5 protein-coding genes are annotated in these 4832 nt (G+C 43.2%); 4 read left to right on the forward strand and 1 reads right to left on the reverse strand.

What is annotated here, in order from left to right; translation table 11 throughout:
- From K8S19_01485 to K8S19_01495, 3 genes are all read left to right on the forward strand, one after another.
- A partial coding sequence (locus K8S19_01485; GenBank protein ID MCD4812357.1) for a DEAD/DEAH box helicase occupies window positions 1–251 on the forward strand: 251 nt, incomplete at its 5' end.
- A 105-nt stretch (window positions 252–356) separates the two neighbouring features.
- Complete coding sequence (locus K8S19_01490) at window positions 357–638, forward strand: hypothetical protein (GenBank protein MCD4812358.1); 282 nt, start codon at window positions 357–359, stop codon at window positions 636–638.
- Window positions 639–1713: 1075 nt separating this feature from the next.
- Window positions 1714–1890 carry a DUF3096 domain-containing protein gene (locus K8S19_01495; protein MCD4812359.1) on the forward strand — a complete coding sequence of 59 codons (177 nt, stop codon included), beginning with the start codon at window positions 1714–1716 and terminating at the stop codon, window positions 1888–1890.
- Window positions 1891–1898: 8 nt separating this feature from the next.
- Here K8S19_01495 and K8S19_01500 read toward each other — a convergent pair whose 3' ends face one another.
- The gene (locus tag K8S19_01500; protein ID MCD4812360.1) at window positions 1899–2441 is read right to left on the reverse strand and encodes a hypothetical protein; all 543 of its coding nucleotides are present in this window, start codon (window positions 2439–2441) and stop codon (window positions 1899–1901) included.
- Between the two features lie 191 nt (window positions 2442–2632).
- On the opposite strand from K8S19_01500, the gene K8S19_01505 reads away from it, so the two are divergent.
- A complete protein-coding gene (locus K8S19_01505; protein MCD4812361.1) occupies window positions 2633–4243 on the forward strand; it encodes a DUF2779 domain-containing protein in 1611 nt (536 codons plus the stop codon).
- The last annotated feature ends 589 nt before the right edge of the window (window positions 4244–4832 follow it).

Here is a 4832-nt window from a genome sequence, read left to right on the forward strand (position 1 = left end):
CCGGTGGCGGATACCGTGACAATGCCAGCCGTCCTGCAGCCGGTGGCGGATACCGTGATAATGCCAGCCGTCCTGCAGCCGGTGGCGGATACCGTGATAATGCCAGCCGCCCTGCAGCCGGTGGCGGATACCGTGGCAGCGCCAGCCGTCCCGCAGCCGGTGGAGGATACCGTGGTAGTGCTAATCAACCCAAAGCGGGCAGACCCCATGGTGGTACGCGATCAGGCGGCGGGTTCAAGAAAAAACGCTAGCACGATAAAAAAACGCAAAGATTTCAGGAAATTTCAGTCGAATTGTAGAGAGGTTTTACAGGTTGGCAGAACTTGTAAAGTCAAACACAATTGGGATGCTGGAAAATGATGGAAGAAGGAAAGATTATCATGAGTGAATTTAAAACAGTGGTGGAGCGGTTTGAAGAAAATCAGAAAAAGATTGTGGAAGTGATGCAGCACGAATTTGGGAAGGTTGAAAAAAGAATTGGTGAGCATGATAAGAAATTTGATTCTTTACACGAACAAATTGCCTTGCTTCATGAAGGTCAGACTGCGATCCGGACAGAATTACGGCAGAAGCCATCGCTTGATGTTATCGGAGAATTGGAACGGCGTGTGACCCGGCTGGAAAATAAAGTCGCCTAAATAATTGTCAACCCAACCCCCGCGAGATAAAAATCCACGGGTTTACACCCGTGGTATTTTTGTCGAGAGATGTTCGCCTTTGGCGATATTTTCACTTGCTTCATCGATGGACTTATGTCCATCGTGTTTGCACTAGCACGATAATATCTTGCGGGGTTTTTATTTTGTGCCTTTATCTCTTGTTACTTTTAGTTTTTCGCCGGGTAAGCCTGTGGATTTTTATCCCAAAATGATTTTGGCTTTTCACCGTGGGCTCCGTGCCCTCCGTGGTGAAAGCTTTTTAATTGAGGACGTCGTTCGGATGATCAATTTACCCCAGGGAGGCTCCGCACTTGGGGCATTTGAGTGATTTGGTCCGAAAGCCGGGTCTGGGCGGGACATCTGTTTTGCACTTGGGGCATTGGATTAATCCGTTGGTTTTGGTTTGAGCAAAGCCGGTGTTGCTTGATTTTCCTCGCGCGTTTTTAGGATTTTTATCCATTCTGATGGGGTTCTGTCCGTTTCTCTTAGGCATTGGCTTCCTCCGCGTTGTCTGTTTCGAGCAGGAAAAATTTTTGCTCTGACTCAGGAACCAGTTTACTATGAAACCCGGATTTTATAATGATTTTTTTTAAAAGCAAGTAATGTCCTTCTGCCAAATGTACGCGTATACCCCTAAAAAAATCTGGCTGAACAGCATAAGGCAAGGTACAATTTGTGCATTCCGTTTGTAGGGGAATTCAGATTATGGGGTAATAAAAAGGAGACGAAGATGCCTACCAGGATAAGAATTATTCCGAAAACCCAACATGAATCACGCAGTGCAATGGATGCAGTGAATACCGGCGGCTGGGTAGTATTGGCAGCCGGGGTGGTTTTACTGGTTGCGCCGCTGGCTTTGAATATTGTGATTGCAGTAAGCTTTGTGGCTTCAGGTGTTACGCTGCTGATGAAGCGCATCCGGGGGGATGTCGGGACCGTGATTGCCGGCAGCATCCTGATGGCGTTTGGCATACTCACGCTCGTCTGGCCCACGGTTTTGAATTATTTCGTGATTGCATTGCTGCTGTTTTTTCACGCGCTGGTCAATACCTGGATGTTTTACTGGGGATATCGGTCCTGGGCCTGGATTTATTTAGGCGTGGCCTTCATGGTGGGAATTTTATTGCTGCTATTTCCCACCATACTTAATTATTTGCTGGGTGTCTACCTGCTGTTGACAGGTGTCTACTTGCTTGCCTGGCGCTGGCGCTTGCGAACGTTTACAAAATAAGGGGTGTGTCAGCTGTCCCATTTGGCATGCCATAGCCAGTTATCATTTTCATTTGACTTGGTGACTTTGGAATTTACAGCACCTGCCAATTCCAACAAGCCGGCAATATACCCACAGGTCGCCTCGGCAAAATTCTCCGGAAGATCAGGGTAACCGGTGACCTGAAAAGAAGCGCTGTGCTCGGTTTTGTTGATGACGGTACCCGTGCCGCCGCTGTGATAGGTTCGCCATACATTGGCGGCTTTTTTTAAAATAGTATGCGGTGATATTAATTTGAATACCAGGCGGTAAATGTTATTCACGCTGCTTTTAGCCAGATCAAGGCCTACCTGATACAATTGTTTGTCGTGCGGGAGGTCGGCATAACATAATTGGGAGGTTAATTCAAAAAGTTTGTTAGCGAAAGCGATCGGCACCCAGGAAACTTCCAATGTTTTATTATAATGCTGTTGTTCTTCTGTATTTAATTGGCTGAGAAGCTCAGTTTCTTTACCGGCTTTTTGGATTATTTTCCGGAGAAAAATAATACCGCCACCTTTGTAATTGAACATGGGACCAGTCCTTTTTTGTGTGTATTGTAGTATTATAGTGATAATTGATAGTGAGAGCAATGATCTTTTCAGTAGTGTTTAGAAAATTGTGGACGGTGTTAGGTAGTTAGGGAAGTGATTTAAAATGAAAAATCTTACAACCTAACACCTGGAGTTCCCCTACGAGGGTTGTTGTAATAGCGAGGGAAAAAATGGCTTGTCCAAAATTAAGATTATCCAAATCACAGTTTATCAAAGGGCATCAATGTCCGTTGGCGTTATGGTATTTTAAACATCGCAAAGACTTGATCCCGCCCATTGATGCTGCCAAGCAAGCATTGTTTGACAGCGGTCATGACGTCGGGGAATTGGCCAAACAGATCTATCCCAATGGGTTGGAAATAAAAGGGAAGTTTTTTGAAATCACGAAGTTTGTGAATGATACCCAAACAGCGATTGCGAATGGCGAAACCGTTATTTATGAAGCAGCAGCTTGCACCGCAGCAGGGTTGTACAGCAGAATCGATATTTTAAAGAAAAATGAGATAACCCATCAGTGGGATTTAATCGAAGTAAAAAGTTCGACCAGTGTCAAAGAATATCATTTGGATGATATGGCGGTTCAACTCTACTCATTTGAACAAGCAGGTTTTCCGATTAACCAATGTCACTTAATGCATGTGAATAATCAATTTGTCAAAAACGGCGAGATCAATCCGAAGGATCTTTTTGTTGCTGAAGATATTACAGAAATCGTCCGGGGTCGCCTGGATGATGTGGCAAAAGAAGTGAATGACTTAATAGCACTGATTGATACGAAGGAGGCGCCGGAGAAACCCATCGGGCCGCATTGTGATGTGCCTTTTGAATGTGATTTTAAGCACCATTGCTGGAAACATATCCCCGAGTACTCGGTCTATAGTTTGTTTAGAGGTGAGAAACTCCAGGAATTGGTGAGTCAAAATATTTCTCGTCTTCAGGATATCCCGGCAAGCTTTGAATTGACGGATAAGCAGCAAATCGATATCAAAGCGTATCGTCATGACGAAATCTATAAAGAGGAAAGTAATATCAAGGCGTTTTTAGATACCCTGACCTATCCTTTGTATTATCTGGATTATGAGACATTGAGCAATGCCATCCCTTTGGTGGATAATACTTCACCTTATCAGCAAGTGCCATTTCAGTATTCCTTACATATTCAAAAGAAACCTGGCGGGAAATTGGAACACAAAGCGTTTTTGTATGAAGGCAATGAAGATCCGAGAACGACGTTGGTTCCTCAATTAATCAAAGATTGCGGTCAATCAGGATCAGTGGTTGTGTATTACAAAGCGTTTGAAGCCACCCGGAATAAAGAAATGGCAGAAGCTTATCCTGATTATGCAGACGCCCTGCTCGCGCTCAACGAACGGATGGTTGACTTGTGGGTGCCCTTTAACAGTCGCTATCTCTATTCGCCGGCCATGAAAAGCTCGGCTTCCATCAAAAAAGTCCTGCCTGCCTTTGTACCGGATATGAATTATGATGAGCTGGAAATTAAAGAAGGCGAGAGTGCATCGCGATTATATGTTGATTGTTTCAAAGGTAAGGTATCAGATGCGGAAAAGAAAAAAATCCTCAAAGCATTGCTGGTTTATTGTGAGCAAGATACCTTGGCCATGGTGAAGTTGTTAGAAGTCTTAGAGCAGCAGCAATCTTCAACGCCGGCACCGATACCGGCACCGACAACCAAGACGCCGAAACCACCAACGACACCAACACCAACAAAAACAGAAACCAGCAAAGCCCCAGCCCCCGAACAAATCGATTTGTTTTCATAAAAATCGTTTTAAAGTAATGTCATTCCCGAATGAACGTATCGGGAATCCGGTGACTTTCGTAGGGGATAATTGTCATTGATGCCCACAGTTAGGGTACATTTGTCCGAAAAGTAATATTTTGTAGATAAAATATCAAATAAAATTGATTTTAATAGGTAATAGCTAAAAAATAAGGAAAATATTCTATAAAAAAATGAAACAAAATAGGTAATATTGCGTCTATATTACAGGAGAGAGTTTAAAGAAAGTTGAATAAATAGACGATAATGTTACTAAGGATAAAAAATAACAACAATTTGTTGACAATAACAGATCAAATGATATATTTAATTTATATTTGCTCCCCGTCTGATTGCCGAAAGGCTTCGGGCGGGGTTATTTTTTGGAATATTAATAATGCCTAACCCGCCTAAAAAGAAGACCTATATATTCATAGATGGCCAAAATTTATATAAAAGTTGTAAAGAAGCCTTTGGCTATAGTTATCCTAATTATAATATACAAAAATTGGTTGACGAAATATGTATGCCAGACGGAGTATTTCAGCGAGTTTGACCTCAAGCCGCATGTAAAGCTACTTTCGTGATGC

The organism is bacterium (genome assembly GCA_021108215.1).
Lineage (GTDB): Bacteria > Oederibacteriota > JAAXVQ01 > JAAXVQ01 > JAUVAV01 > JAIORK01.

Coding starts and splice junctions, on each gene's coding strand:
- K8S19_01490 (MCD4812358.1), top strand. CDS start 357: ATGATGGAAGAAGGAAAGATTATCATGAGTGAATTTAAAACAGTGGTG.
- K8S19_01495 (MCD4812359.1), top strand. CDS start 1,714: ATGTTTTACTGGGGATATCGGTCCTGGGCCTGGATTTATTTAGGCGTG.
- K8S19_01500 (MCD4812360.1), bottom strand. CDS start 2,441: ATGTTCAATTACAAAGGTGGCGGTATTATTTTTCTCCGGAAAATAATC.
- K8S19_01505 (MCD4812361.1), top strand. CDS start 2,633: ATGGCTTGTCCAAAATTAAGATTATCCAAATCACAGTTTATCAAAGGG.